The organism is Bacteroidota bacterium (genome assembly GCA_020402865.1).
Taxonomy (GTDB): Bacteria; Bacteroidota; Bacteroidia; order Palsa-965; family Palsa-965.
In genome coordinates, this window is sequence record JADBYT010000002.1 from 131,344 (window position 1) to 156,177 (window position 24,834).

The 24,834-nt window shown below is 50.2% G+C and carries 20 protein-coding genes; 7 read left to right on the top strand and 13 right to left on the bottom strand.

The window, feature by feature from the left end; genetic code table 11:
• Nucleotides 1-196: 196 nt before the first annotated feature.
• From infB to rimP, 3 genes are all read right to left on the bottom strand, one after another.
• Nucleotides 197-3,241: a translation initiation factor IF-2 gene (gene infB, locus IM638_01620; protein ID MCA6361711.1), complete on the bottom strand. Its 3,045-nt coding sequence runs from the start codon at nt 3,239-3,241 to the stop codon at nt 197-199.
• Between the two features lie 135 nt (nt 3,242-3,376).
• Nucleotides 3,377-4,627: a transcription termination/antitermination protein NusA gene (nusA, locus tag IM638_01625; protein ID MCA6361712.1), complete on the bottom strand. Its 1,251-nt coding sequence runs from the start codon at nt 4,625-4,627 to the stop codon at nt 3,377-3,379.
• Between the two features lie 31 nt (nt 4,628-4,658).
• Complete coding sequence (gene rimP / locus IM638_01630) at nt 4,659-5,126, bottom strand: ribosome assembly cofactor RimP (protein MCA6361713.1); 468 nt, start codon at nt 5,124-5,126, stop codon at nt 4,659-4,661.
• A gap of 240 nt (nt 5,127-5,366) precedes the next feature.
• Between rimP and IM638_01635 the strand changes: the two genes are divergently transcribed.
• Nucleotides 5,367-5,645, top strand: a complete 279-nt coding sequence (locus tag IM638_01635; protein ID MCA6361714.1) for a hypothetical protein — start codon at nt 5,367-5,369, stop codon at nt 5,643-5,645.
• A gap of 131 nt (nt 5,646-5,776) precedes the next feature.
• Here the strand turns inward: IM638_01635 and IM638_01640 are convergent, their stop codons facing one another.
• The 4 genes from IM638_01640 to IM638_01655 all read right to left on the bottom strand — a co-directional run bounded on the left by IM638_01640 (nt 5,777) and on the right by IM638_01655 (nt 10,475).
• Nucleotides 5,777-6,337: a hypothetical protein gene (locus IM638_01640; protein ID MCA6361715.1), complete on the bottom strand. Its 561-nt coding sequence runs from the start codon at nt 6,335-6,337 to the stop codon at nt 5,777-5,779.
• A gap of 52 nt (nt 6,338-6,389) precedes the next feature.
• Nucleotides 6,390-8,246 (bottom strand): hypothetical protein, encoded by a 1,857-nt coding sequence (locus IM638_01645; GenBank protein MCA6361716.1) that lies wholly within the window; start codon nt 8,244-8,246, stop codon nt 6,390-6,392.
• 88 nt (nt 8,247-8,334) lie between these two features.
• Nucleotides 8,335-9,483 (bottom strand): cysteine desulfurase, encoded by a 1,149-nt coding sequence (locus IM638_01650; protein MCA6361717.1) that lies wholly within the window; start codon nt 9,481-9,483, stop codon nt 8,335-8,337.
• Between the two features lie 146 nt (nt 9,484-9,629).
• Nucleotides 9,630-10,475, bottom strand: coding sequence for a T9SS type A sorting domain-containing protein (locus IM638_01655; protein MCA6361718.1), 846 nt, complete (start codon nt 10,473-10,475; stop codon nt 9,630-9,632).
• Between the two features lie 136 nt (nt 10,476-10,611).
• On the opposite strand from IM638_01655, the gene IM638_01660 reads away from it, so the two are divergent.
• The 4 genes from IM638_01660 (at nt 10,612) to IM638_01675 (ending at nt 16,404) form a co-directional block, all read left to right on the top strand.
• On the top strand, nt 10,612-11,901 hold the full coding sequence (locus IM638_01660; protein ID MCA6361719.1) for a hypothetical protein: 1,290 nt from the start codon (nt 10,612-10,614) through the stop codon (nt 11,899-11,901).
• Nucleotides 11,902-11,961: 60 nt separating this feature from the next.
• Entirely contained in the window at nt 11,962-12,873 is a 912-nt protein-coding gene (locus tag IM638_01665; GenBank protein ID MCA6361720.1) for an EamA family transporter, read from the top strand.
• A 61-nt stretch (nt 12,874-12,934) separates the two neighbouring features.
• Nucleotides 12,935-14,899: a (E)-4-hydroxy-3-methylbut-2-enyl-diphosphate synthase gene (ispG, locus tag IM638_01670; protein ID MCA6361721.1), complete on the top strand. Its 1,965-nt coding sequence runs from the start codon at nt 12,935-12,937 to the stop codon at nt 14,897-14,899.
• A 101-nt stretch (nt 14,900-15,000) separates the two neighbouring features.
• A complete protein-coding gene (locus tag IM638_01675; GenBank protein ID MCA6361722.1) occupies nt 15,001-16,404 on the top strand; it encodes a T9SS type A sorting domain-containing protein in 1,404 nt (467 codons plus the stop codon).
• 166 nt (nt 16,405-16,570) lie between these two features.
• On the opposite strand, the gene lepA is transcribed toward IM638_01675, so the two are convergent.
• Nucleotides 16,571-18,358 (bottom strand): elongation factor 4, encoded by a 1,788-nt coding sequence (lepA, locus tag IM638_01680; protein MCA6361723.1) that lies wholly within the window; start codon nt 18,356-18,358, stop codon nt 16,571-16,573.
• Between the two features lie 296 nt (nt 18,359-18,654).
• On the opposite strand from lepA, the gene IM638_01685 reads away from it, so the two are divergent.
• Together IM638_01685 and IM638_01690 are read left to right on the top strand one after the other, a co-directional pair.
• Nucleotides 18,655-19,866, top strand: a complete 1,212-nt coding sequence (locus tag IM638_01685) for a hypothetical protein (protein ID MCA6361724.1) — start codon at nt 18,655-18,657, stop codon at nt 19,864-19,866.
• Nucleotides 19,867-19,937: 71 nt separating this feature from the next.
• The gene (locus IM638_01690) at nt 19,938-20,384 is read left to right on the top strand and encodes a hypothetical protein (protein MCA6361725.1); all 447 of its coding nucleotides are present in this window, start codon (nt 19,938-19,940) and stop codon (nt 20,382-20,384) included.
• Nucleotides 20,385-20,395: 11 nt separating this feature from the next.
• On the opposite strand, the gene IM638_01695 is transcribed toward IM638_01690, so the two are convergent.
• From IM638_01695 to IM638_01715, 5 genes are all read right to left on the bottom strand, one after another.
• Nucleotides 20,396-21,040, bottom strand: coding sequence for a glycoside hydrolase family 25 protein (locus tag IM638_01695; protein ID MCA6361726.1), 645 nt, complete (start codon nt 21,038-21,040; stop codon nt 20,396-20,398).
• 259 nt (nt 21,041-21,299) lie between these two features.
• Nucleotides 21,300-21,689: a nuclear transport factor 2 family protein gene (locus tag IM638_01700; protein ID MCA6361727.1), complete on the bottom strand. Its 390-nt coding sequence runs from the start codon at nt 21,687-21,689 to the stop codon at nt 21,300-21,302.
• Between the two features lie 258 nt (nt 21,690-21,947).
• Entirely contained in the window at nt 21,948-23,177 is a 1,230-nt protein-coding gene (locus IM638_01705) for a sigma-70 family RNA polymerase sigma factor (GenBank protein ID MCA6361728.1), read from the bottom strand.
• A 20-nt stretch (nt 23,178-23,197) separates the two neighbouring features.
• Nucleotides 23,198-23,542 (bottom strand): hypothetical protein, encoded by a 345-nt coding sequence (locus IM638_01710; protein MCA6361729.1) that lies wholly within the window; start codon nt 23,540-23,542, stop codon nt 23,198-23,200.
• A gap of 130 nt (nt 23,543-23,672) precedes the next feature.
• Nucleotides 23,673-24,512, bottom strand: coding sequence for a hypothetical protein (locus IM638_01715; protein MCA6361730.1), 840 nt, complete (start codon nt 24,510-24,512; stop codon nt 23,673-23,675).
• Nucleotides 24,513-24,834: the final 322 nt, after the last annotated feature.

A 24,834-nucleotide genomic window follows, 5' to 3' on the forward strand; every position in this document is an offset into this window, starting at 1 on the left:
GTTCTATCTGTCTTTTTGCAGCTGTATTATAGTTACGATCAATTATTATAGAAGTATTTATGTTGTTTCGATACAGTTGTATCTGCCTCTAACGTTAACACAGATCATATCCCGGGGTATTTTCTCCGGTTCAGAAGTACAAAAAAAGCGGCCTGAATTGCTTCAGGCCGCTGTGTAGTTGAAAGGAAGTGGAAGATTACAGCTTGCGCTTGATTTCCACCATTTCGAAACCTTCGATGAGGTCGCCCACTTCGATGTTGTCGAACTTATCAATGTTGAGACCGCATTCGTAGCCGGCGTTCACTTCTTTCACGTCGTCTTTGAAGCGTTTGAGTGAGCCGAGTGAACCTTCGTGCAGTACAATGCCATCGCGGATGACACGCACTTTGGTGTTGCGGTTTACTTTGCCGTCGAGTACATAGCAGCCTGCGATGGTGCCCACTTTCGAGATGCGGAATACTTCGCGGATTTCGATGTTGCATACCACTTTCTCTTCGAATTCCGGGGCAAGCATGCCAAGCATGGCCGCCTTGATTTCGTCGATGGCTTTGTAAATAATCGAGTAGAGGCGGATGTCGATCTGCTCGGTTTCGGCCAGCTTCTTGGCGTTGGCCGTGGGGCGTACCTGGAAGCCGATGATAATGGCGTTTGACGCAGAGGCGAGCAGCACATCGCTTTCGCTGATGGCACCCACGCCTTTGTGTACAATGCGGATCTGAATCTTCTCGGTCGAAAGCTTGAGCAGCGAGTCGGCCAGCGCTTCGATAGAACCATCCACGTCACCTTTAATGATGATGTTGAGTTCTTTGAAGTCGCCGAGCGCGATACGGCGTCCGATTTCTTCGATGGTGATGTGCTTCTGTGTGCGGATCGACTGTTCGCGCTGGAGCTGGAGGCGGCGTGTGGCAATGTCGCGGGCTTCGCGTTCATCAACCATTACGTTAAACTTATCGCCGGCCTGCGGAGCGCCGTTTAAACCGAGAATCTGCACCGGAGTAGCCGGGCCAACGGTTTCTACTACGCCGCCGCGCTCGTTGTGCATGGCTTTTACGCGGCCGCTGTAGCAGCCGGCCAGAATTACATCGCCCACATGCAGTGTACCGTTTTCAACCAGCATGGTAGCTGTGTAACCACGGCCTTTGTCGAGGGTTGATTCGATAATCGTTCCCAGTGCGCGCTTGTTCGGATTGGCTTTGAGGTCGAGAATTTCGGCTTCGAGCAATACTTTCTCAAGCAGCACATCAATGTTCAGGCCTTTCTTGGCCGAAATTTCCTGACACTGGTATTTACCGCCCCACTCTTCCACCAGAATATTCATGGCGGCCAGTGCTTCGCGGATTTTGTCGGGGTTTGCACCCGGCTTGTCAATTTTGTTGATGGCGAACACAATGGGAACGCCGGCAGCCTGTGCGTGGTTAATGGCTTCCACAGTTTGGGGCATCACGCTGTCGTCGGCCGCAACCACAATAATGGCTACGTCGGTTACCTGCGCACCACGGGCACGCATGGCGGTAAACGCTTCGTGACCCGGCGTATCGAGGAAGGTGATGTGCTTGCCGTTTTCGAGTGTTACGCTGTAGGCACCGATATGCTGGGTAATACCACCGGCCTCGCCCGCAATAACGTTGGCTTTGCGGATATAGTCGAGCAGCGAGGTTTTACCGTGGTCAACGTGACCCATTACTGTAACAATGGGCGGACGTGACACAAGCTGATCGGGCGTATCTTCTTCTTCCTTGATGGCTTCCTGCACTTCCACGCTCACAAACTCCACCTTGTAGCCCATTTCTTCGGCCAGGATGGTAATTGTTTCGGCATCGAGGCGCTGGTTGATCGACACAAACAGGCCGAGCGTCATACAGGTGGAGATGATTTTCGTCACAGGTACGTCCATCATGGTAGCCAGCTGGTTGGCGGTTACAAACTCGGTAACCTTGAGTACGCTCTTTTCGGCTTCGGCGCGATCGAGCTGGTCCTGCATACGCTGGCTCACAATCTCGCGTTTGTCGCGGCGATATTTCGAGGCTTTCGATTTACCTTGTCCGCTGAGGCGGGCAAGTGTTTCTTTAATCTGTGCCTGGATTTCTTCTTCAGTGAGTTCAGCTTTGGGCTGATCGCGCTGGTTGCGGTTTTGGTTATTGCCGCCTTTGTTCTGATTATTTCCGCCGCGGTTCTGGTTATTTCCGCCCTGACCCTGATTTCCGCCGCGGTTCTGGTTGTTTCCGCCGCCACGGTTCTGGTTGTTTCCGCCACCCTGCTGGTTGTTTCCGGCAGGTGAGCCGTCTTTATTAATGCGTTTGCGCTTTTTCTTCTTTTCGGCTTCAAACGCAGCCGACGAGGAGGCAACCGGTTTTTTCTTGTCTTCTTTCACCGGCAGCTCGATGCGACCCATGATTTTTGGGCCTTCGAGTTTTTCTACAGTGCGGCGGAAGAGTACTTCTTCTTCGGGTTTTGGGGGTTCGGGGGGGGCTGTTTCTTCGGGTTTGGCTACCGGAGTTTCTACTACCGGAGGAGGCGTTTCGGTTTTGGGCTGGGGTTTCTCCTGCTGGGGAGTAACTGCGGGAGTTTTGGGCGTTTCCTTTTTGGGTTGCTGCTTATCGGCAGCGGGCGCCTGTTTTTTATTCTCCTTTTCTTTTTCCTTCTCCTTACCGCGGTTTTTGGGTTTTGTGTCGCCGAGATCAATTTTAGAAATGATCTTCAGACCAATGCCCGTTTCGGGTTTTGTTTCTTTCACTTCCGGCTCCGGAGTTACTTCGGCTACCGGAGTAACCACAGGCTCGGGTGTTTCAACCACGGGTTGTTTTACTTCGGGCTCGGGAGTTTCGGTTTTCACCTCAGCGGCGGGCTCCACAGCGGGAATTTCCACAGGCTGTGGTTTTTCTTCTTTCTTAACTGCCGGAGTAGGGGCAGGTGTGGTCTTGGCCGAGGGTGTGGTTTCTTTGATCAGGATTTCTTCCTGTTCACGCTCGCTCGGCTTTTTATTGCGCGAGTCGTCCTGGAGCGAAATGGTTTCCTTGCGTGTTTTGGTGCTAAGGCCAACCATCTTGGCTTCTTCTTTTTCCTCGCGGTCAATGGCAAATTCATCCTGAAGAGATTTGTACATCTCATCGGATATTTTGCCGTTCGGATTACGCTCAACTTGAAATCCCTGATCTTCGAGGTATTCAAAGATCCGTTCGAGCGAAACATTAAATTCGCTCTTGACTTTGCTGAGACGGATAGTTTTTTCGGTTTCTGCCATAATGTGCCTTCCTCAGGCTTGCGGGTGCAAAGGTCGGAAAACAAAGCGGATTTAGCACCATAATTTCCGCATTATCGCAAACAGCAGCAGCGAAAAGCGATGTTTTTCTCTTCGCTGCTGCTGTTTTGTAATTGTTTATTCAAACTCAGAGCGCAGGATGCGCTTCACTTCGCGTACTGTTTCTTCCTCAAGATCAGTGCGTTTCACTAATTCCTCATCGTTAAGTTCGAGTACTGATTTGGCGGTGTCGCAGCCAATCGACTTGAACTCGTCAATGATCCACTGTTCGATTTCGTCGCTGAATTCGTCGAGTTTTACGTCTTCCACATCTTCGTCGGTATCGCGGTACACGTCTATTTCATAGCCGGTTAAGCGGCCGGCGAGGCGGATATTGTGGCCGCCTTTGCCAATTGCCAGCGATACCTGGTCGGGTTTGAGGTAAACTTCGGCGCGTTTGTTTTCCTCGTCCAGTTTCACGGTAGTGATTTTGGCCGGATTGAGGGCGCGGCGGATGAACAGGTCGTTGTTGGAGGTATAGTTAATTACGTCGATATTTTCGTTGCGCAGTTCGCGCACGATGCCATGAATACGCGAGCCTTTCATACCCACGCAGGCGCCTACCGGGTCAATACGGTCGTCGTATGATTCTACGGCTACTTTGGCGCGTTCGCCGGGTTCGCGAACAATTTTCTTGATGGTGATGAGGCCGTCGTAAATTTCGGGCACTTCGTTTTCGAAGAGTTTTTCGAGGAACACGGGTGAGGTGCGCGAGAGGATAATTACGGGCGTGTTGTTGCGCATATCCACTTTAGAAACTACAGCACGCACGGCATCGCCTTTCTTGAAGAAATCGCCGGGGATTTGTTCGTTTTTGGGCAGAATGAGTTCGTTGCCTTCGTCGTCAAGCACAAGCGTTTCTTTTTTCCACACCTGATACACTTCACCGGTAATTACATCGCCCACACGCTCCTTGTACTTTTTGTAGAGTTCATCTTTCTCCAGATCAAGCACGCGTGATACGAGGTTCTGGCGGATAGCCAGTACGGCGCGGCGGCCAAAATCTTCGAGCATGATACGGTCTGTAACCTGCTCGCCGATTTCGAAGTCGGGCTCAATCTTACGCGCATCGGTAAGACTGATGTGCTTGTTCTCGTCGTAATCGAAGCTGTCTTCGGCAAACTCATCGTCCACAATTTCGCGGTTACGCCATATCTCAAGGTCACCGCGTTCGGGGTTTACGATAATGTCGAAGTTTTCATCGCTTACGTAGCGTTTACGGATCATGCTGCGAAACACATCTTCGATGATGCTCATGAGCGTGGCCCGGTCTATGTTCTTCGTATCCTTAAATTCTGAAAAGGATTCGATGAGATTGATGTTTTCCATTGTATTTGGATTGAAAAACGGTTATTCGGATTTAGAATTTGATTACGATTTTGGTTTCTTTTATGCTGGCAAACGGAACCTCGTGGCGGTAGGTCACGTTTTGTTTTGATTTTTTGCCTTCTACTTTTTCGCGTTTCTTCTCTTCAATCACAATACCTTCTCCTTCGGCAGCACTAACGAGTATGCCGCCCAGTTTTTTGCCGTCGGTTTGTTTTACTTCCACCTCGCGGCCAATGTTTTTTACATACTGGCGAAATACTTTAAACGGCTGGTCGAGCCCAGGCGAAGTTACATCAAGCGAAAAGTCTTCCGCTTCACGGTCAAGCTGGTTTTCAATCCAGCGGCTCATGGCCACACAATCGGCAATACCCAGTCCTTGCTCATTGTCAATTGTAACAACGATGCGGTTGCCGGGAGCCACAGACACATCAACCAGATAGCTGCCACTGTCGGCAAGCTTGGCTGAGGCCAGATCGGCTATATATTGAGGTGTAATCATCAGACAAAGAAACAGGGGGCACTGGCCCCCTGCATAGTTATTTTTTTGAAAATGCGATGCAAAAGTAAAACAAGTTTTCCGAAAAAGCAACAGTTTTATTTTGCTTGAACTCTTGACAAATCACCCGATAATGTTATATTTTTGTTAGACGAATTAAAGATTAGGTTCGATAATTCGTATTTACGGTTGTTTGCACCCCGCAAAATACCGGTTTGGCAAAACAAAAACACAATAAAAGTCATGGAAAAGCAAACACAAACGACCCAGACAAGCCGCAATGTAGCGTTGCTTGCCGGAGCAATGGCAGCAGGGAATGCGCTTTTTGCAGCAGGCACCACCATTTCGGCCGGTGAAATTTTCATGTATATCGCGCTCATTATCGGCGTTATACTGGCTGCATGGTTCCTGAGCAATGGCAAATCTTCCGGCTCAAACCAGTCGCAAAACAATGCTAACCGCCCGCATTTCGATCATCCCAATGATCCGCACTTCCGCCGCCTGCGCAAGAAAACGTCCTAATTATCAGAAACTTAAGTTTAATTAGCAAAGCAAAACCGCTTTGCCTGATTTTATGCACCATCCATCCACTCCGCTCAATAAGCCTCTGGCAGGCTGAAAGGCTGTCTTCGAACACGAAAGACAGCCTTTTTTTATCTGCGGCAGGCATACATGCTTCCGGTTTCAACACAATAAATCAGCGTAATTCCGCCATTCAGGCGTTTTTGCAACTCCTTTGAGTTTGCCGGGGTGTGCAGATGTAAAACTATTGAAACACGGTCATAAATTAACCCCAGCCCCGCTCCCGGAAGCCAGCGGCGCTTATCGTATTGCCACAATCGCTGAACCGACGGGCCAATGCGGATCATTGAAGGAATAATTTCAATAAGGCTGTTAGTTTCCTTCCGCAACCACAAATCACTCATTACCAGCGAAAACGATTGCTTTGTGGCCAGCGGTGCCACATTGGCCAGAATCAGCCAGTGATGATCGCACATGTGTTTGCGGTTGCTGCGTATAATTCTGTACCACAGCGTACATCCGAACGAGCCGTAAAATCCTTGCCGGCAGTTTACACCAGCTCCTGCAAACACGAATGTTTTGTAGTTGATAGCCGTTACGCAGCCACGGCCAAAATCGCAGAAACGGTTGCTTTGCTGGGCAAATGCAGCAAGAGAAAGAAAAAACGCGAGCAAAAAAGCAGCCGGTTTCATTATCCTTTTCCCGAATAACGAAACCGGCTGTTATAGTTACAGCGTATAACCGCTATAGCCGCACGCCTTTTTTATACTTCACGTCAAAAAGCACCTTGCCTTCGGGGCTGTAATACACCCACTTACCGTGCGGTTTGCTCACCAGCCGGGTTTTGTACACCTTCTTCCCGTTGGTTTGCGTGAGCACATATTCCTTCTCTTTGAAAATCTTGTTTTTGGTGATACTTTGCACCTTGCCGTCCATGTAGTAATTTTTGGTTTTACCCGTTACACGGCCTTCCTTGTATTTCATTTTGCTTTTCAGTGCACCGGTTTCATAGTAGTAAACCCAGTTACCGTTTGTTTTGTCGTTTTTATAGGTGCCTGATTCGTCGAGAATGCCGGTTTTAAACCATGACGACCATTTTCCTTCGCGAATGCCCATGCGGTAGTTGCCCACCGAAAGTTTATTGCCATTGTCCCACCAGAATTGCCAGGGCCCGTTTTTCACGCCGTTTTTGTAACCTCCGCGGTAGTTTTGTTTGCCGTTGTAATACCAGCCTTCCCAGAGGCCAATCATCATACCTTTATCAAAGCTGCCTTTATCTTTAATCTGTCCATTGTCGTACCAGCTTATCCAGTCGCCGTCTTCCTTGTTCATCACGTAGCGGCCTTCCTGTAGTTTTTGTCCGTTTTCGAACCAGAATGTCCAGCTTCCGTTTTTCTTGCCTTCTTTAAACGTGCCCTGTTTGTATTGCTGCCCGTTCGGGTACCAGAAATTCCAGAGGCTGTCTTCTTTATCGTCTTTGTACCAGCCTTCCATTTCCATTTGCGGTTTGTTTTCAAACCAATAGGTCCAGTGGCCGTTGCGGAGGTCGTTTCTAAACTCGCCTTCCATTTCTTTGCTGCCATCTTTTTTGTACCAGATCCACACACTGTCTTTCTGGTCGTTCAGGTATTGACCGCGAATGCTTACGCTGCCATCTTCGAACCAGGCGGTGGTGGGGCCGTTTCGTTTACCGCGGGCAAATGTTTCTGTGTAATCTTTTGTGCCCGACGGTTTCCAGTGTGTCCATACGCTGTCGCGCAGGCCGCCGCGGTAGTAGCCCAGTGTTTGGCGGTTTCCGTTTTCGTAAGCGAGCAGAATGGTGCCGTTTCCGTTTTTGATCACCTGCACATTGTCTTCGCCCCAAAGATTCCAGATGTATTCCAGTTCATCTTTGTATTCAACTTCACGCAGTGGTTTTCCGTTTGCATACCATTCATTCCACGTCCCCGATTTTTCTCCCTTCACATAGTTTCCGTTTTCTTTTTTATTTCCGTTTGTATGCCAGGCCGTAAACTCACCATGTAAGGTGTCGCTCACAAACCATCCGTCGTTTTCGGGTTTTCCGTCGGCCGACCAATACCGGAAATGGCCGTGTTTCTGGGCTTTGTACTGGAAGTTCACCCACACCACACGAAACTGTTCTTCCGATTTGACTTGTCCGTTTTCGTACCAGCTTGTCCATACACTGTCGGGCAAATTTTTCACATAGCGGCTGCGCAGGGCCATTTGTCCGTTTTTGTACCAGTAAATAGCCGGGCCGTATTTATCGCCCTGATAGTAATATTCTTTGGCTTTCTGTTTTCCGTCGTCGTAAAAATAGTTCCAGGTGCTGTCTATTTTTCCGTTGTAGTACCAGCCTGTGCGGGCTACTTTGCCATTTTCGTACCAGTAGGTGCATTTTCCATGCAAACGGCCGTCGAGCATGGCTTCTTCGCTCTTTTTCACTTTCTTTTTTTCGTCCCAGAACTGGGTTTTCACTTCCTGTTTTGCACGGGCGGGTTTGCGCGTTTTTTGTTTTGATTCGGGCTGGGTAGGGACGAGCTGTGCTGATGCGGCGAGAGGGAGCAGCAGCAGAAGCAGCAGAGCGGTGAGTTGTTTCATGTATGAATAAACGGAGGAAAGCGTGTTTTGGTACAAAGTAAAAACGGGTTTGAGACGGTGTGCAAAGCTAAATTTTATCGGCCTACTTTCACAGGAGGCGAAGTTCGAGTACGGCAGCGGCTATTTCGCGGGCGGCCTGCAGGGTTTCGGTTTCTGGTGTGTGTGTGCCGAGTGAAAAGCGTATGCTGGCGTGGCTTTCGGGGGCACTCAGGCCCATAGCGGTAAGCACGTGCGAGGGTTCGGGCAGGGCTGATGTGCAGGCCGAGCCGGTGGCCATGCCGATGTGTGGCAGCCGGGCAATGAGCTGATCGGCGCGGATGCCGTTGAAGGTGAGGTGTGTGGTGTTTGGCAGGCGGTTGCGGATGCTGCCGTTTACGAATACGTCGGGCAAATCGGTGAGGATTTGTTCGAAACGGGTGCGTAGTGAGGAAATACGCGAGGCATTGTCCCACCATTCGGCCGCAGCCAGCTGGCAGGCTTTACCGAGTGCGGCAATGCCGGGCACGTTGAGTGTGCCGGGTCGCAGGCCGCGTTCGTGTCCGCCCCCGGTAAATACCGGATGCAGGGTAACACGCGGATCGCGGCGGCGGATGTAGAGTGCGCCGGCGCCTTTGGGGCCATACATTTTATGCGCCGAGATGCAGCAGATGTCGATACCAAGTTCCTGCACATCGACCGGAATTTTGCCGGCGCTTTGGGTGGTATCGCTCATAAAGAGTGCGCCGGCGGCGTGTGTAATATCGGCCAGCTGACGTATTGGCTGCACGGTTCCGGTTTCGTTGTTGGCGTGCATGATGCATACGAGCACGGTATCGGGCCTGAGTGCGGCGCGCAGTGCGGCGGGGTCCACAAGGCCTTCGCGGTTTACGGGCAGCAGGGTAAGCTGGCAGCCCTGCTGCTCAAGATCGCGGCAGGTATCGAGCACGGCTTTGTGTTCGGTGGCGGCTGTAATAAGGTGTTTGCCGCGGCTGCTCCACGCGCTCATTACGCCACGAATGGCGAGGTTTATGGCTTCGGTAGCCCCGGAGGTGAAAATTATTTCCTGCGGAGTGCAGTTCAGCAGCCCGGCCACCTGCGCACGGGCGGTGTCCACAGCCTGTGCGGCTTCCCAGCCTTTACGGTGTGTGCGGCTGGAGGCGTTGCCGTAATTTTCGGTAAACAAGGGCAGCATGACATCCAGCACGCGCGTGTCAACAGCAGTGGTAGCGTTATGATCGAGATAAAGAAAACCGGCCATGCGGTAAAGTTACGCAGCAGGCCGGTTCTGACCAGAATGATTCATAAACGGATAAAAAAAGCCGGAAGCGCCATCTCCCTTCAGCGCTTCCGGTCTTAATTACCTGCGGATACACACACAACCACAGGAGTTTGGGGATGTATTGTTTATTCGGGTTGAACAGTAAGGCGTGTTACGGCCTGCTGTCCGCTTTCGTTTTCAATTTTCACCAGATAAACACCACCGGGCAGTTCAGCAAGGGGAAGGCTAATTAATTGTTGCCCGGTGGTGTATGGCGTGTTGAGCGCGGTATATACAGTGCGACCTGTTAAGTCGAGTATGGTTATTTTATGCGGGGCTGTGGTGTTTTGCTCCCAACGGAGTGTGGCCGTGCCGGTTGCAGGATTTGGATACAGGCTCACATTACCAGTAAGCCCCGACTGTTCGTTTAAGCCGGTTTGTGCCACGTAGTTTACGGTTAATTGCTGGCAAAGTGTATCGCAGGGAAACTGACTGGAGTCGAGTATGAGTAAACAAACCGAGTAAATACCGGGCTGGGCGTAGGTGTATGAAGGGTCGGCATCGGTGGAGTAACCGCCATCACCAAAGTCCCACACAAATGTGTTGCCCGAATCGGCTATGCTTGTATTTACAAAGAAGGTAATGTTGAGGGAGTCGAATGTATAAAATGAAGCATTGCAGCCTGATTGCTGAAAGACGTAAAAGCATGCCGAATCACTGCACTGGCTCAGTGAATCATATATCCACACACAGGAATAAAACATACCATTTGCGGGCATTGTAAAATTGTAGGTATTTGCCGGCGATAGGTTGGTGTAGCTGTTTGTAGCCGGGTCATACCATGAATACAGCGGATAAGTTGCATTGGTGGATGTGGCTGTAGCATTAATATTACTTCCGTTGATAGTTAAGGAAACACTTACTGCGCAGTTTTGTGCAAACGAAACTTTGGCAAGCAATAAAAAGGCCGATATGAAAAGGAGAATACGCATGTGCTTTTTTCTAACGATACAAATATGTGTTGAGATTTATCCTGCTGCAAATCGTTTGCAAAAAAATCTTACGCGTTCAAAATACCTGCACAGGTAGCAGCAAAGTGTTTACTTTCGCTTCACACGGAATTAATAGGTGAAAAGGATAAAAAAATTTCTGCTCGAAACGCCCGAAAAGGGATGGCATTACAGGCGCATGCTGGTTGAAATGCTACTGTTGCTGGTGCCTTATGTGTTTTTTTTAGTGCAGTGGGATTTTGATCGCGTATTACCAGACACTCTTTATTCGGCGGTGGATTCGCAACAGTATCAAGCCTATGGCGCTTATCTAACCGGTTCGGGCGATTATGCTTCAGACACACGCCCGTATCTTTACCCGTTGTTCATACAGCTCTCGGCAATGGCCGGCGGTGAGTTCGGGGTTTGGTTTATGCAGGCTTTGCTGCATGTGTGTGGTGGTTTGCTGTTGTTTGCGGCCATCAGGCAAACCTCAAAAAATTTGTTTGGCTGGTTGATGGTTTGGTTTTTTTATGCGCTGCATCCTTCGCTGGCGGTGCATACGCTTTACGCCTTAACCGAAACAGTATCGGTGTTTCTGATGGCGTTGTTTGTTTATTTTCTCACGCGTAAGCCGCATGCCGATGCACTGCGCCGGGTGAAGGCTGTGGCGGTGCTTGCAGTGGCTGTGGTGGTAAAGCCGGTGTATCTGTATATGTATGTATTGGCGCTATGCTGGCTTTGCTGGCGCGAAAGAACCTTCCTGCTGCGGCGCCGGGCTGCACTTATCTTAAGTCTTTCGCTTATGGTGGTGTTGGTTCAGCCGGTGCTGATGAAGGTGCAGCAGGGCGAGTTTTTTCTTTCACGTATTGGCGAAATTACGTTGCGTGAATACTACTACCGGCTTTTGTATGCCCGTACTGAAGGATTTGTCTTTAGTTTGACTGAAGGGGGGGCTGCAACCGATAAGTCAACCATAGACAGTGCCGTGCATGCGGCGAGCACGGGAACGGTTATCAAATTAGCGGCCAAACATCCGCTCATTACAGCCCAAACATCCGCTGAGGTGATTTATGGCAATGTGGACAGCGGTTCTCAACTAATCAAAAAACTGAGCGAAGTTGAAATGACCGCGCATTGGGGTTACATCATGCGAAAAACGTCGCTTTATGCACATTTCCTTGCATTGGCCGGCTGGCTTTATTTGCTCTTACGCCGCCGGCGCAGGCAGTTGTTTCCCGGTTTCAGGGCTGTAAGTGTATTGCTGGTGTATATTTTGCTTGTGTCGGGCATTAGTTTCTGGCAGGGCGACAGGCTGGTGATTTTTGCGCTGCCGCTTTGGGTGGTGATTTATGCTGCGGTTTACAAGGCCGTGTGGACTGATTTGTTCAGGCGAAGAATGTCTGAGCAACCAAATTTGCAGGAATAATACGGCCGCATACTTTGCTAATGCCTAACCTTTTACCTTTGCCCTGCTCAACTCAACCACGTGAATCCACACAAAACCGATTACCTGCTGCTGCATTTTATTGTTTTCATCTGGGGCTGGACAGCTATACTGGGTGAATTAATTACGCTGCCCACCGATCAGCTTGTGTGGATACGTATAATGATTGCATCGTGCGGTATTATTTCATGGCTGCTTATTACACGGCAAAGTCTTTTTGCTGCGCCACGCAATATTCTGAAGTATCTCGGCACCGGACTTATTGTGGGTTTGCACTGGATTTGTTTTTACGGGTCTATCAAGGTGAGTAATGCTTCGGTTACGCTGGCAGTGTTTGCTTCGGGATCGTTGTTTACGGCGTTTATTGAACCGCTGTTTTTTAAACGCCGCATACGCAGCTACGAAATTTTTTCGGGCATTCTGGTCATTATTGCCATCGGACTCATTTTTGGTGTGGAAACAGAGTATGCATGGGGCATTGTGCTGGGGATTCTTGCTGCATTAACCTCTTCCGTATTCGGGGTAATTAACAGCACGTTTGTGCGGGGCGGCCACCAGTCGGCGGTGGTATCGGTGTATGAAATGCTGGGCGGTTTGGGAGGATTGAGTATTTACATGTTTTTTGCGCACGACGATTTGGGGAGTATGTTTGTGATGAGCGATAAAAACTGGATGTACATGCTGCTGCTGGGCATTGCCTGCACGTCGCTGCCATTCCTGATCAGTCTGCGCGTGCTTAAATCGGTGAGTCCTTATACGGTTTCGCTTACGCTTAATCTCGAATCGGTTTACGGCATTATTCTTTCGTGGCTGATACTCGATCACAACAAATTCCTCACTGTCTATTTTTACATCGGCACCGGCATTATCCTTTCCACGTTGTTTTTGAATGCGTGGCTGAGCCGCCGCTACGATCAGCGGTTGAAAGCGGCGGAAGCCGGAACGGGCGGGTAAACAATTTCCTTTTCCTGTTGTTGAAGAGTTACGCCGTATCTTTGCGGCATTCTAAGCGCTCATGGATTCACTTTATTGCAACAGCCTCACTCAGTTTTCGCGTTACAAAACCCGCGTGGTTACCATTGGCGATGTGCCGCTGGGCGGCGACAATCCCATCCGCGTACAATCAATGACCACTACTGACACGCTTGATACGGCGGCTACCGTAGCCCAGTCGGTGCGTATGATTGAGGCGGGCTGCGAGTATGTGCGCATTACGGCGCCCAGCATCAAAGAGGCGCAGAATCTGGAGAATATCAAAAAAGAACTTCGTGCGCTGGGTTATAAAACGCCGCTGGTGGCCGATATTCATTTTACGCCCAATGCAGCCGAACTTGCGGCCCGGCTTGTAGAAAAAGTGCGCGTAAACCCGGGTAATTACGCCGACAAAAAGAAGTTCGAGCATATTGAATACACCGAAGCCGCCTACCAGGCCGAGCTTGAGCGTATCCGCGAACGCTTTGTGCCGCTGGTGCGCATTTGTAAGGAATACGGCACGGCCATGCGCATCGGTACCAATCACGGTTCGCTTTCCGACCGTATTCTGAGCCGTTATGGTGATACACCGCTGGGCATGGTAGAATCGGCCATGGAGTTTTTGCGTATCTGCGAAGACGAAGGCTACCACAACATTGTGCTTTCTATGAAAGCCAGCAACCCGCAGGTGATGGTGCAGGCCTACCGCATGCTGGTGCAGCACATGATGCAGGCCGGCATGAACTATCCGCTGCATCTGGGCGTAACCGAGGCCGGCGATGGCGAAGACGGACGCATCAAATCGGCAGCGGGCATTGGTACATTGCTTGAAGACGGTTTGGGCGATACCATCCGCGTGTCGCTTACTGAAGATCCTGAGTTTGAAATTCCCGTAGCCAAAGCTCTTGCCGAACGCTACACCCGCCGTGCAGGCCACGCAGCCATTGCGCCGATGCCTGCCGAAAACGGCAAAATCATTCTGCCTTATTCGCCGTTCGACTACACACGCCGCACCTCGCACGAAGTGCTGAACATGGGCGCCGGTCAGGTGCCGCGCATTGTGGCCGATTTCAGCGCAAAGCAGGAAATTACCGCCGCCTCGCTGTTTGCCGTGGGCTACAACTATTCAGTGCCGCTTGATAAATGGAACCTTACCGATCAGGCCTGCGACTTTTTATACCTCGGCGATAATACCCTCGGCTTTGAGATTCCCGGCACACTGGGGCTTATTCTCAACTCCGAAAGCTGGAAACAGCATCAGGGCGAACGGCGCTATCCGCTGTTTTGCGGCAACGAGTTTTTCGAAAGTGAGGCGCAGCACGATACGCTCAACTTTGTGGCGGCCGATATTTCCACGCTTACGCCTGAGTTTATTGAAAAACTCAACGGCGAAAACCGCGTCGTGCTGGTGCTCGATACATTTAACGAAGCAGCCATGCCCGAAATGCGCCGCGCGGCTGTTTTGCTTACGCAGGCCGGCTGCACCACGCCGTTTATCATCAAACGCAACTACATGCACGAAAGTGCTGATGACGCCGTGCTGTTTGCCGCCACCGATGCCGGTGCGTTGCTGCTTGATGGATTTGGCGACGGGCTTTGGATAAAAACAGCCGGACAGGTGCCGCCGCGTACCGTAAACAGTGCCGCTTTCGGCATTTTGCAAGCCACACGTACACGTATTTCCAAAACCGAATACATTTCCTGCCCTTCGTGCGGACGCACACTTTTTGATCTGCAGGAAACCACCAACAAAATCCGCAAGCGCACCGAGCATCTCAAAGGCGTTAAAATCGGCATTATGGGCTGCATTGTAAACGGCCCCGGCGAAATGGCCGATGCCGATTACGGCTACGTGGGCACCGGCGTGGGTAAAATTACACTCTACAAAGGCCGCGAAGTGGTACAGCGCAACATCGACGAAGCCAATGCCGTGGAAGCACTGGTAGAACTCATCCGCAGTCATGGCGACTGGGTGGAAGCGCCGGTAAATGAAGCGGTTCAGGCGTAAGTTCAACGTACGCTGTTAACAGCTGTTTATTAATAACTCAGGTTTCCGTTTGCCGGCGGGCCCGCAATGCTGCTTTACCTTTACAGGGTAAACTGAACTTCATGTACAGAAAACTACTCGTTTCAGCCGCCATGTTGCTGGCTGTGTCTCTTTCAGCACAGATTACGGTAACCAACGCCATCGTTCCCCAATACATTCAGGGTGTAAACGGTACCAACAACAACCGCACACCCTTTTATTTCTGGGCCGAAATTTCAGGACTTACCCCAAACGCCACCTACCGTTTTTATCCCGGAATGGATACATTGGGTTCGTCAAACACATCAAACGGTGCAGGCAATCCGCTGCTTATTGATAACAACACCGGTACTTTCCGCCGCACCACAAACGTGAGCCTTTCCAACGTAGGCGGTCACGACTCGCTTACGGCTGATTCAAACGGTGTGTTCCGCGGCTGGTTTGGTGTGGAGTCAACCGGCAACGGTCGTTACACACCGGGCAATCTGGTGCATCCCCAACTGAACATGAATAACGGAGCCGGAGGAACATCAGTAGCCACACGTTTAAAACTCACGTCCTACATGGTGAATGTGGTAAACTATGGCACCAATGCGGGCAATCCGAACCAGTGTTCGTTCCTTTACGACCGTGCCGATAGTTTCGAAGTAATGCAGCGTAGCATCGTGTTACTTTATGACGACGTGTCGGGCAGTGGCCGTCCGGTTTCGTCGGCAGTGGTAGAACTGGAAGGTATCGGGCAAAACGTAATTACTTCCACTGTGGGCGTTTACCGCGACAGTGTGGATCAGTTTCCTTACCGCTGGGGTACAATCAATCCGAACTCCAACACCAGCGGCATCCGCCGTGTGGAGTATCGTGATTTGCTTAACGATACAGTACTTGCAGCCGAAACTGATGCCGATGGCTGGTGGTGTTCGGGTGTAAATACCGTTTCTCCGTCGAGCGGAAACATTGGTATTTATCTCAATGAATATTTTACACTGGGCAGCACCGCTAATATTCCGGATACTGCTTACACTACTATCTCAGCTTTCTTCACCGCCACATCAAACGACCCGGTGGCTTATTACAACTGGGATTTTGGCGATAATTCAGTACCCGGCACCACTTCCTCCACTTCACATGTGTACACAGCACCGGGCGTGTATGTAGTAACGCTGGTCATTAACAACGGTGCCTGCTACGATACGATTTCTGAAAACATTGTGGTGCTGCTTGGCACAAGTGTAGGCGCGCCGCAGCCCGGCCTCTGGTTTACCGTGCAGCCCAACCCGTCAAACGGACAATTCTTTGTAAACCTGCGTCAGCCCGGCGAGCGTTCCGTGGTGGTGTACAATATGCTTGGCGAAGTGGTACTCACCCGCCAGTTTATGGGCACACAGGCTGAGGTTGATCTCAGCGGCATGGGTAAAGGCATTTACCTGATTCACGTAACCGATGAGGCTACCGGTAAAACTGGTGTGCGTCGGGTGGTGATTCAATAAGTTTAGCATATTTTATTATCCATCAAATAAAAAGGCATCGCAATTTTTGCGATGCCTTTTTGTTTGATGTAATGAGCTGGTTGCAATGAATGGGGTCTGAAGATTTCATTCAGCATTACGGAAACTTTCGTCGGCAAGCCGACTAAACAATCCGCTGCTTCGCTGCTTAGTCGAGCTTCAGCACCGCCATAAACGCACTTTGCGGTACTTCCACGCTACCAATCTGGCGCATGCGTTTCTTGCCTTCTTTCTGCTTCTCAAGCAGTTTGCGTTTACGCGAAATATCACCACCGTAACACTTGGCCGTTACGTCTTTGCGAATGGCCGAAATGTTTTCACGCGCCACGATTTTGGCGCCGATGGCAGCCTGAATAGCAATCTGAAACTGCTGGCGCGGAATAAGTTCTTTCAGTTTTTCGCAAATGCGTTTACCGAAATCGTGTGCGCGCGAGCGGTGAATGAGTGCCGAAAGGGCATCCACCTGATCGCCGTTAATGAGTATATCGAGCTTGATGAGATCAGAGCGGCGGAAGTCGATGGGGTGATAATCGAACGATGCGTAGCCTTTTGAAATGGTTTTGAGTTTATCGTAAAAGTCAAACACAATTTCACCGAGCGGGAGTTCAAAAATAAGCTCTACGCGGTCGGTGGTGAGGTAGGTTTGGTTTACGATGGTGCCGCGTTTTTCCATGCAAAGTTTGAGGATGCCGCCTACAAATTCAGACTTGGAAATAATGCTGGCTTTAATGTAAGGTTCTTCAATATAGTCGAGATGCGTGGGGTCGGGCATGTCGCTGGGGTTGTGCATGGTAATTTTTTCGCCTTTGCTGGTGTAGGCGTAGTATTGTACGTTGGGCACGGTGGTAATTACCGTCATGTTAAACTCGCGCTCCAGGCGTTCCTGCACAATTTCCATGTGCAGCATGCCAAGGAATCCGCAGCGGAAACCAAAGCCCAGCGCGGCCGATGCTTCGGGCTCCCAGGTAAGCGAGGCATCGTTCAGCTGCAGTTTCTCCATCGAGTAACGCAGCTCTTCAAAGTCGTCGGTGTCCACCGGGTAAATGCCGGCAAAAACCATCGGCTTCACATCTTCAAAGCCCTGAATGGCCGAACTGCACGGATTGGCTACGGTGGTAATGGTATCGCCCACTTTTACTTCGCGGGCATCTTTAATGCCGGAAATAATGTAGCCTACATCGCCCGTTTTCACACTGTCGCGCGGCTCCATGCCCAGTTTGAGGATGCCCACTTCATCGGCAAAATACTCGCTGCCGGTGTTGAAGAATTTTACTTTCTCGCCTTTTTTGATTTCACCGTTCAGCACCTTGTAGTAGGCAATAATGCCGCGGAAGGAGTTGAATACCGAGTCGAAAATGAGAGCCTGCAGGGGCGCATCGGAATTTCCTTCGGGGTGCGGAATGCGTTCAACAATGGCTTCGAGGATATTGTCAACCCCCATGCCGGTTTTGCCCGATGCGGGAATGATTTCTTCGCGTTTGCAGCCCAGCAGGTCCACAATCTGGTCTTTCACCACTTCCGGCTCGGCGCTGGGCAGGTCAATTTTGTTGAGCACCGGAATAATTTCCAGGTCGTTTTCCAGCGCCAGATACAGGTTTGAAATGGTCTGTGCCTGAATGCCCTGCGCCGCATCCACAATCAGCAATGCACCTTCGCACGAGGCAATGGAGCGCGATACTTCGTACGAAAAATCCACGTGGCCGGGCGTATCAATCAGATTCAGCACATACTGCTGGCCTTTGTAGGTGTAGTTCATCTGAATGGCGTGGCTCTTGATGGTGATGCCGCGCTCTTTTTCCAGATCCATATCGTCAAGCACCTGAGCCTCCATATCGCGGGCGGATACCGTTTTGGTAAATTCCAGCAGGCGGTCGGCCAGGGTTGATTTTCCGTGGTCAATATGGGCAATAATGCAGAAGTTGCGGATGTGTTTCATGGTACGTTGCGTAACCGGGCTTAAATAAGTGTGCAAAGATACGGGTTTTTTGGGGGAGGGAATGCGAATGAATGTATTTGTATTTTGTTGAAAAACAGCGATATAATGCAAGGTATAGGGTGAAGCTAAATATTGTTCAATATACATTGATGTAAAACCAGAATATTGAGAAGTCATTTACTCACGGTTGTCATTTTCTGTTGTACAGGGCCGTAAAATCAATAATCAATGCTCTTATTTAGTTTCATTCCTGTTATTTTTACCGTGTCAATACTTAATTAACTAATCCCACCCTCTTGAAAAAGTACCTTTCACTTTTAGTATTTGTCCTGTCTGTCTTTTCAGCCAAAGGGCAGTTGCACTACGGTGTAGTGTGGCCTGTATTAAGGTCTGCTTCTGATGTGGATTCGAACGTGGCGGTTTACTGCAAAGAACATGTGCAACAGGTGGTAGATTCCGTTTTTTTTAAACCATCAGGCACGCCCCGCCAGCTTGAAGAAATTCATAAATCGAGGCTTGATGATAAAGGAAGGGTAATTGTTTTTGAGAAAAAAATAATCTCAGCCGCTGTGCGTGAAATTTGGAACTATGCGTATGATAACGCCGGAGTGATATATCAGATGGAATACATTCATTTGAAAGATGAGGATACTATTGACAACTGGATCTACAAGGCGTTGAAAACGGATGATCTTAAACGCCCGCTGCTTTTACATAAAAAGTGGAAGAGGAGAAATACGTCAATGCCCGCTTCGTCTGAATTCAGTAACAGAGTTTTATGGGATTATGTAGGAACAGAAGCAGCAAAGCAATATTCCTCAAAATCAATTTCCGATGATTATTATATCTACAGCTATTTTCCTTCAGGCGAATTTTGTATTACCGCTGTTTCTTTGGCAGGTTATGATACTTTGAGCGTAAACTCCCTGGCTTATACTGCCGACGGAGGTTTTCTTGAACGTATATACACTTACTATAGTCCCAACGGAAGAAAAGGAACCATTGTATGGAAAGCTGTAAACCTTAGAATAACACTTGTTGAAACCATTACGTGGCGTGGCGATTCGATATTTGAATACACTACCTATCATGGTCAGTTGGATGAATATGCCGGTGGAATAAAAGCATACCGGAAAGAGAATAATGACAGTTCGTTGCTGTGTACATTTATTTTTAAGTCCGGCTCTGTTACTGTTTTGCGCCCTGGAATGGAGGATGTAAAAACAGATGAATTATGGAACGCATGGTCGCCAAATTCTATCAGCTACAATAAACCGGAAAAGCCCATAAGTATTGTAAAGTCTATGCAAATACCCCAGATGACGACAACAGCTTATGCATTCAGTTCGCCAAATGATACTTACTATGTGATGACGAATTCAAAAGGATTACGCGTATTCTACAAAAAGGGCAATGTGGAGAAAATGAGAGTTTATGTATATCGTGATACCCGTAAAGGCCGCCGAAACAGTAATGTGCCAAAGTTCACAATCACATCAAACGATTGAAATGTCATAGATGGTTCTAAATCCAATACAATAATTTCCATCAATTATTAACCCTTAAAAACTAACCCGCCATGCAACAAGGCCAGGATTACCTTTTCTTCCCGAACATTTTCACCATGTCATCCATTTCACCGCTCAAGCAGGTGCAGGGCGTAATGATAGGGACACCCAATTTCGTATTCCTTATTCCGCAGCAAAGTACAGGCATCTATCTTTTTGTAACCACATTCAAAACGCATCATTATTTTGCCAACAGCAATGTGGCCGATGGTTGCGCGAAGTTGCTTTCGGAAATGAAATCGGTACAGGAGCTTGAACAAACATTCATCAATTTGCTTGAAAATGATGCGAAGTATGTACACAAGCTTGATGATAAGGAATGGTTTAAACTCAACAAGTGGTTTAAAACCTACAATTTCCGTTTTGGCAAAGGCAAGTTAAGCTGGTCGGCTTTTGTGGTGAAAGGGCATGATGCCGGTCAGGCAATCAAGTCGTTTTACACAGCCCGCATTAAGTAGTTGCCGCAGCATTAATAACTCTGCTGGCTGTAAATCGGCCCCAGCAACACATCCGTACTCCGGTCCAGGTCGCACTGGCCGCTCACGCCGTTTACCGTGCCCGATCCGCTGTACTGCCAGATTACATAGCTGCTCCAGCCATGCGGCAAAACGGGCTGCGCGGCGGTAGTGTAGTCGGCAATCCACAGCGGCAGCGAACCAAACGGATGTGTGGCTGGCAAATTGGCGTTCAGGAAAGCCGGGTAGCTGTAAATGAATACCAGCGGAAAACCGTTTGCTTTCATCTGCGCCATAAACGCACTTATCCAGGTTTGCACGTCGGCTGCTGGCAGGCCGCCTGCGTTGGCCTCAATGTCAAGCATGGGAATAAGCGTGCATTGCGGCAGCTTGCTCATGGTTTGTGCAAACCAGTTGGCCTGCTGCTGTGCATCGGCGGTAACGTTGCCGGTGTTTTCAAGCGTGGCAAAGTGGTAGTAGCTAAACTTCATTTGCGTGGTGGTGCTCACGGCGGTGGCATTTGTGGCGCACATCGGGTCGGTGTAGCCGGTGCCCTGTGTGGCTTTTATATATACAAACGCGTGTGCGGCGGCTACTTCGGGCCAGTTAATGTTGCCGTTAAAGTGCGATACGTCTATGCCGTTAATGATGTTTGCCATGTGCAGCGGTGTTCATGTTATTGTTCAAACGTCGGCAAATATCATCTGGCAAATTAGCGTAATAATACTTATTTATTTGAATTGTTTATTTTTTCTCTGCCGCCAGCGGCAGCAGTCCTGCTATTAACGCTGTGCTGTATTCCATGTGTATTTTTCTTTAGCTGTATATGTTGCAAAAACAAAATTGCTTTTGGGCCCCAACCCGACGAGGTTCAAAAAAAACCTCGTCGGGGCCTTTGACTAATTTTGTTTTAGCATTTTATTCACCCCCATTATCATAATACGTACAATCCTTCACAATCACTCCGTTTTCAATCGTGAACACCGTACACACCGGCAGTTCAAACGGAGTGCCGTCAGGCGCAGTGCCGGTAGAGGTAAATTCCACCACCACATTCTTTTCGCCCGCCGCATATATTCCCGTTACTCGGTCGTGTATATCGGCAAATAAATTTTGAAGCTGTGTGTATTTGGCAATGGTCTGCTGCCGTGTCTGGGGCACAGGTTTTACTCCCAGCGATGGATCGAGGAAAATGGCAGTGTCTTTATACAAAGCAGCCATTTCCTTCCACTGGTGTTTATTAAAATATTCAAACAGTTTATTCGCTGTTTCAGTATTCTTCTTCTGAATTTCGGCCAGCGATTTCATCTGTTCATTTGGCGCGGGTGTTTGCGTGCAGGCTGCGCAAAGCAGCAGTGTAAATACGATGATTTGTTTCATGTAAATCGTTTTTTAAAAATGATATTTTGGGCGTGTGTCCGCGCTGAAAAAGCGCGGCCACCGGGCTTTCGGCTGTGGTTTTGCACCACCGGCCGTGGGCTGCTCGCGCTGCGGTGGCTCACTCCGGTCGCCTCCTCGCTGCGGCAGCCCATCGGCCGCCGGCACAAAAGCCGCCGCCTCAATCCCTCACGCACATTGTGCCGCGCGCTTCAGGTACAGCCGCCGTTCGGGCACTGATTCGGTGGCTGCGGCCGCAGCTTCAAACGCTTTAAAAGCTTCTTCGCGGCGGCCGGCGCGCTCCAGTACATCGGCTTCCGAGGCCAGCAGCAGCGCCGTGTGTTGCAGCGCAGCATCCCTGCCCAGCGCGCGCAGCTCCTCAAGCACGGCGGCGGGCGTTTCGGCATAACTCCGCGCCAGCAGCAAATTCAGCTTCACCACCGGCGATGGATTTACCTCCAGCAGCTGCCGGTACAAAAACACCAGCCGTGTCCAGTTGGTGGCCGCAAAATCTGCCGCCGTGCAATGTACCGATGCAATGAGCGCCTCCAGATAAAACCGCTTTCCGTGCCGCGCCTTGTGCAGGCAGGCAAATCCTTCGGCCATGTACTGCCTGTTCCACAGGTTGCGGTTTTGCTGCGCCAGCGGCACAATATCGCCCTGCGCATCCACACGTGCTTCAAAGCGGGCCAGCGCAAAAAACATCAGCGCCAGCAGGCCGTGGCTTTCGCTGCGCAGCACATTTATATGGCGGCAAAGCAGCTGTGTTAGCCGCATGGCTCCAAAGCACAGGTCGTGATTGATGAGTACGCTGCTGCGTGTGGTTTTGCAGCCTTCGTTAAACATCAGGTACAGCACCAGTTGCACATCGGCGGTGCCTGTGGCCGAAAGCAGCGGCCAGCCGGTTTCGAGCATGCCGGGGCGGCTGCGCAGTTCGGCTTTCATGCGTTGCAGGGCTTTCTTCACGGCTTCGGGCTGCATCAGCAGGGCTGCGGCCAGTTCGCGTGTGTCCATGCCACACATCAGGTGCAGCGTAAGCAGTATGCGGTTGCGCAGCGGAAAGTCAAGCTGCACGCAGGCAAAAAGCAGGCGCAGTTCACTGTCGGCAAGCTGTCCGGGCAGGGTGGCGGCCGCCTCATCGGTTTGCTGCAGCAGGGTGGTCAGTTGCTTTTCTTCCAGCCGCGTTTGGCGGGCGTGGCGCTTTAGTGCATTCAGTGCATGGTTTGCCGCCACGCGCATCAGCCATGCGGCGGGGTTGGCAGGCATGCCGGTTTGCGGCCAGTGCGTAAGTGCGGCAGCAAACGCATCCTGCACTGCATCTTCCACCAGCTCCAGCTGCTGCATACCCATGCGGCGCAACAGCACGGCAGTTATCTTTCCCCGTTCGCTTTTAAACAGGGCTGCCGTGTGTGCCTGCATGTGGCTGGCCGCTTCCACGCTTATCCGGCCGGAATAACTTCGGTAATTTCAAGCGTGGCACCCGCTCTCAGCGAGGGGCATCCACGCGCAATTTCGGCCGCCTGCTCAAGCGATTCGGCCAGCAGAAAATAGTAGCCGCTCACACCTTCCTTCACATCGGCAAACGGACCATCGGTAATAATTCCCTCGCTTGTACTTAAGCGTTTACGCTCAGGCATAAGCGGATTACCACCTTTAAAATGCCCTTTAGCCACCAGTTCTTCCACCCATTGCATGTGGCCGTGTATATCGGCTTCCATTTCTTCGGGTGTCATTTTACCGTAGTCGTTCAGGTTTTCGCGAATCAGGAGAAGATACTCTTTCATGTTTTTTCAGATTGGTTTACCCAACCGACAATCGGGCCCGGTTGCAGGGGACAAAAAGTAGAAAAAAAATTTGTGGGCAATTGTGTTAAGCCCGCTCTTTGCTGAAATACAGTAAATTAAAATCGGCCGCTTATTTCTTTTCGCTCTCCATCATCACCTGCCACGTCATGTAAAACCGGGGTGGGCTAAAGAGCCATACATTACCCTTGTAACCGTTATCCTTTCGCAAAAGAAAACTGGTTACCGTATTTTCCCCGACAATTTCAAACGCAAGCTCTTCGCCCCGCATCACCAGAAATTCGCCCGGCAGGTTGTTGTGCGGCATGCGGAATTCAAGCATGCAGTAAAAGGGCGAATCGTTAGGAGGGTAGGTGCGGAATTTTCCAGACTTTTTTCCTTTAAGGCTTAGTTTTACCTCGCCCATGCTGCTGTCGGGCGAATTATACACTACTACCCGGTTTTGCGCCGTGTACACTAGTTTTTCCGTGTCTGAAAGGTGAATGATAAATGTATCAGGCAGTGTGGCGTGAAAAAGTCTGAAACCGATATAAAGTGTATCGCCACCGGCGCGGAAGTAAGGCGGTTTAGCCTGCCGGCGTTCCTCCGGATCCATTACGCCCAGATTTTGATGCCACTCCATTTCCGGATTGTTCGCGTAATGTCTGAATCCGCATTGCACCTGAAACACCAGGCTGTCTTTGGTTTCGCGCAGCAGTTTGCCTTTTGCGCCTTCGGGTTGTGCGCGGTAGCCGGTTGCATTTAATACGAAAGCAGAATCTGTTGTGCTGATCTGCAATTGTGCAGGCTGCGGAAATTGATGGGTGTGGCCGATAGCAGTGCCTTGCAATGCGCGTATATATGGGCTTGCGCCCGTTTGGGCATGCAGCATCGGTGCAAAAAGGCAGAGGAGCAGGAGGCTGGTCAGGGTCAATTTCATGTTTGCAGGATGCACAGGGAGCGTGGTTTGCATAAAGGTAGGGTGAATTTGTTGTTCAATGCCTCGGCTGGCAGCTGCAACAGCTGCGTCGAGTCTCCCGACTCGACGTAGCATTTGTGGCAGTCTGCGACTGCCGGGTAGTAATGCTGCGGCATTTTCCCCGGCGGTTGCAAACCGCATCAGGTTTTGCAGAAAGTTTAATTCGTCTTCCGGCGAATAAAACTTCCCGCAGCTTTTAGGCTGCGTCGAGTCTCCCGACTCGACGTAGCATTTGTGGCAGTCTGCGACTGCCGGGTAGTTATGCTGCGGCATTTCCCCCGGCGGTTGCAAACTTCCCGCAGCTTCTCGGCAGATG